Below are 4,608 nucleotides of genomic sequence, written 5' to 3'. Positions count from 1 at the left end.
TATGATGCGAAATTTAGGTGGTTCATTTGGGATTGCAATTTTGGCAACTTTATTAACTCAGCGGGAGCAGTTTCACTCCAATCGATTAGGCGATGCTGTCTCGTTGTACAATCCGGCAACTCAACAGCGGGTGGATGAATTAACTCAATTATTCGTCAGCCAGGGAGCCGATCTAAATACAGCCCAGGCGCAGGCATTTAGATCGATCGCCAGGATCGTTAGTCGGGAGTCTTATGTGATGGCTTTTAATGATTGTTTTTACTTTATCGGCTTTGCATTGCTATTAAGTGGTGTGGCAATTCTATTCATCGAGAAAGTCAAGAATGATGGCATAGCTATTGCGGCTCATTAAATCAATCATTCAGTTTTTGAGATCGATTCAGTATCGTTGCCACTATTTGGCAGCTAATAAATGATTGGTTGTAGAGCTTCACAATTGGGATTGTTTAGACATAAATTTATACTGCAAATATTTTAAATCTAATTATGACCTTATCCTTATCAACTCGCCCTAAAACAAGCAAGCTGCCAGTAGTTAACGATCTAAAACCTACTTGGCAGACGCTGACTATTGCTCAGACATTGACACAACTCGAAACAGACGATCGAACAGGTTTAACAGATCGACAAGTAATCGATCGACAACAAGAATTCGGCACAAATGAACTAGTAGCGGCAGCTAATCGTCAATGGTGGCAGATTTTACTCGAACAATTTACCAATATTATGTTGGTAATGTTGATGGTTGTGGCGGTGGTTTCAGGCATCTTCGACTTTATGGAAATCCAGGCGGGAAAGACAACTGGATTGCCGTTCAAAGATACGATCGCCATTCTATCGATCGTCATCCTAAATGGGATTTTGGGTTATGTCCAAGAAAGCCGCGCCGAACAAGCATTAGCCGCACTCAAACGGATGGCTGCACCTAAAGTCAGGGTATTGCGCGACAGTACAATTAGCGAAATTGATGGGCGGGAATTGGTACCTGGAGACATAATTCATCTCGAAGCTGGAAACCAACTCGCCGCAGATGCTCGCTTAATTGAATCAGTACAACTCCAAATTCGAGAATCCGCGCTGACAGGGGAAGCCACCGCCAGTAGTAAAACCGCCGATACAGAATTAGCCACCGAGACACCATTAGCCGATCGAGTAAACTTAGTCTACCAAGGCACTGAAATTACCACTGGGCGGGGTATTGCCGTTGTCACCGCCACGGGGATGAATACCGAACTCGGCAAAATTGCCGCTCTATTACAAGGTGTAAAAAGTCAACCAACTTCACTCCAACGACGGCTAAATCATTTGGGAAATGTGTTAGTTGGTGGCGCATCGATCATCGTCGCGCTAACAATTATCGGGGGAATGTTACCCGACTTGCTTCGAGGTTCTTTTAATCTAGATACCTTCAAAGGATTAGTCAAAACATCCCTAAGTGTGGCTGTCGCTGTGGTGCCAGAAGGATTACCTGCCGTGATTACTGTCACCCTGGCAATGGGTACTCAGCGGATGGTAAAACGCCAAGCCCTGATCCGCAAACTCCCTGCGGTAGAGACACTCGGCGGGGTGACGATTATTTGTTCTGACAAAACAGGCACCCTCACCCAAAATAAAATGGTGGTGCAAAAGGTGGCTACCTTAACGGCTGAATATCAGATTGGGGGTGAGGGCTACATTCCCAACGGTGATTTTCAACTCAATGGTAAATCAGTAGAGCCACTCGCAGATCCCGCTTTAAAAGGTTTACTCTGGGACTGTGCGCTGTGCAATGATGCCGTGTTGCAGTATACCGATAACCAATGGCAAATTTTAGGAGATCCGACAGAGGGAGCCTTACTCGTACTCGCTCACAAAGCCGGAATTGAAGCAACTGCCGAGAATTACCCTCGCGTCCAAGAGTATCCATTCGATAGCGACAGGAAGCGGATGAGCATCATCTGCGAACAATCCCCATATTACCTATTGTTTGCCAAAGGATCGCCCGAATCGATCCTCGATCGATCCACCCATACCCTCGTCGAAGATCGGTATGTCGAATTGGGAACGATCGATCGTCAAACAATCCGCGCCCAAAACGCCCGTCTAGCGACTCAAGGATTGAGAGTCCTGGGTTTTGCCTATCGATATTTCTCCCAGCTTCCTGACGCAGATAGCGCAGAATCAGAGTTAATTTGGGTAGGATTAGTCGGAATGCTCGATGCTCCGCGCCCCGAAGTTCGCGATGCTGTTGCTACCTGCAAAACTGCGGGGATTCGGACGATGATGATTACTGGCGATCATCCGCTCACTGCGCGGGCGATTGCTACCGATTTGGGCATTGCTCCAGCCGATAGCCAAGTCGTCAGCGGCAATGAAATCGCGCAGATGGATGATGTAGCTTTGGCACAAACAATCGATCTAGTCAATGTCTATGCTCGTGTCGCTCCCGAACATAAATTACGCATCGTTAAAGCCTTACAACAACAGGGCGAACTAGTCGCGATGACAGGGGATGGGGTGAATGATGCCCCCGCGTTAAAACAAGCCGATATCGGCGTAGCAATGGGGATTACGGGTACTGATGTCAGTAAAGAAGCCAGCGATATGGTGCTATTAGATGATAACTTTACGTCGATCGTCGCCGCAGTCGAAGAAGGGCGAATTGTCTACACCAATATTCGGAGGTTTATTAAATACATCCTCGGCAGTAATATCGGTGAAATCCTCACCATCGCTGCCGCTCCGCTGATGGGCTTGGGTGGTGTACCGCTTTCCCCCTTACAAATCCTGTGGATGAATTTAGTTACTGATGGCGTTCCAGCTTTGGCTCTAGCATTGGAACCTGGGGATTCAAATGTGATGCAGCGAGAACCATTTCAACCTAGTGAAAGTATTTTTGCCAGGGGTTTGGGTGGATATATTATTCGGATTGGATTAGTGTTTGCGATCGTCACGATCGGGTTGATGAAATGGGCTTTCGATCGAACTCACGCAGTCGATTATCCTGGCGATCCCGATACCTGGAAAACGATCGTCTTTACCACGCTCTGTATCGCCCAAATGGGTCATGCTTTGGCTGTACGCTCTGTGAATAAACTAGTTGTCGAAATTAACCCATTTAGCAATCCACTGTTGTTATGGGCGATTCTGGGGACGATTCTATTGCAGTTGGCGGTGGTCTATATTTCGCCATTGCGATCGTTTTTTGGGACTCATCCTTTGAGTTTATTTGAACTGGGGGTTTGTTTTGGGTGTAGCTTACTGATATTTATCTGGATTGAAGGGGAAAAGTTATTTGTACGGTGGTTTCAATCTAAAAGTCGATCGTAGCAATTGCGATCGTGTCATCACAATTTACTACTCATCCGATCGATCGGATGAGCAATACTGACACCTAATGGCTTGGGCGTGCAGCGGTGGCAAGTATTTTCGAGATATCGCCAGAGTGTTGAGGCCATCCGCTGCACGCCCTAGTTAGGCATTTTTTACCTCTCTGTATCTACAGTAGAGCCGTTATCTTTACCGTACCAACGTATTTCCCTTCGATCTCTAACTTGTAGTCTTCTAATAATCCCATCCCAACCAATGACTCCGTTTCCGATGCATTAACCTCAACTCTTCGGACTTGTCCATTGGATCAAATACATCGCAGCAGCTATAGATCCCAAGCCAAGACCATTGAGATAAATATTGACCGAAGAATCTTCTTTATTTTGCATTTTAGTGTACCTCGCCTCCGGCTAGCCCGAACTCCCGCAGCAGCGGACCGATTTGGGTTTTGTCGAGCTTGTTCATCAGCAGATTGCGCAGGAAGGCAGGTCCAGGGAGGTGGATCTCCTTGCCGTCTCGTAGGCTACCGATCGCGGAAAGGAGCATACGAATGTCGTAGGTGGAGTTAAATACTTCCGGCAAGCCGCGCTCGACATTGAGCAGCGTATAGACGGCCTCCATCGGTGTTCGTACTGAATACTCGGTGGTGAAGATGCAGTCGCGCTCCTTGGATTCCGCGAACTGCCCGATGAAAGCGAAGTTGACTGCGCCTTCAGGTATTACATCCGGGCGATCGCCGGCTTGGCGTGGCATGAAGAAGGCGGTCACATACGGCATCATCACCGGCACGGTTATCGCACCCGTTGCTGCCAGCGCGGGGATATCCTCGATCGGCACGCCCATGTGGTAGAGCCATTCTTGGGTGATCTCTTCGCCGCTGCAGTCCTGCATCGCCTTCTTTACGTAGTCGCCGGGTTGTTCGACGAACAGCGCGTAAACCCAAACCACGATCTGATCCTTGGGCTGCTGCTTGAAGTGCGGCTGCCGGTTCACCGTCCAACTGAGCAGCCAGGATGAGTCCTTCGCGGTGACGATGCCGCCGGTCACCACCTTGCCGCTGAACGGATCGCGCTTGGCGATCTTCTGGATGTACTTCGGGATGCGCTCATCAAGCGTCGTGACGGTGGCCGACTCCCATTTGGTCTCGGGGTTGTGTGCGCCGAAGACGTCCGGGTGCCCGAATGCCGGATTCTTTGCAGCGATGCGCCGCCAAAGATCCCAAGCCGGCGCTGGCCCTAGATTGAGATTCGCCGGGGTGTGGTGGTCGCCGTTGTCGGAGTTCTCGGTGAGCGAGCCGAT

Annotated in this window: 2 protein-coding genes and 1 pseudogene; 2 read left to right on the top strand and 1 reads right to left on the bottom strand. The window is 49.0% G+C overall.

Translation table 11 applies throughout. From position 1 onward, the window contains the following. A pseudogene (locus tag ACEW9J_RS01740) lies at nt 1–352 on the top strand (EmrB/QacA family drug resistance transporter); the annotation flags it as partial. A 134-nt stretch (nt 353–486) separates the two neighbouring features. Then, nucleotides 487–3,309 carry a cation-translocating P-type ATPase gene (locus ACEW9J_RS01735; protein WP_373543429.1) on the top strand — a complete coding sequence of 941 codons (2,823 nt, stop codon included), beginning with the start codon at nt 487–489 and terminating at the stop codon, nt 3,307–3,309. Between the two features lie 390 nt (nt 3,310–3,699). Here the strand turns inward: ACEW9J_RS01735 and ACEW9J_RS01730 are convergent. After that, nucleotides 3,700–4,608, bottom strand: a 909-nt coding sequence (locus ACEW9J_RS01730; RefSeq protein ID WP_373543428.1) for an oleate hydratase, incomplete at its 5' end; no start/stop codon positions are given.

The organism is Chamaesiphon sp. (genome assembly GCF_041737865.1).
Lineage (GTDB): Bacteria > Cyanobacteriota > Cyanobacteriia > Cyanobacteriales > Chamaesiphonaceae > Chamaesiphon.
The sequence above is the reverse complement of the archived record's forward strand: the minus strand, read 5'-3'. Positions and strand labels throughout refer to the sequence as shown.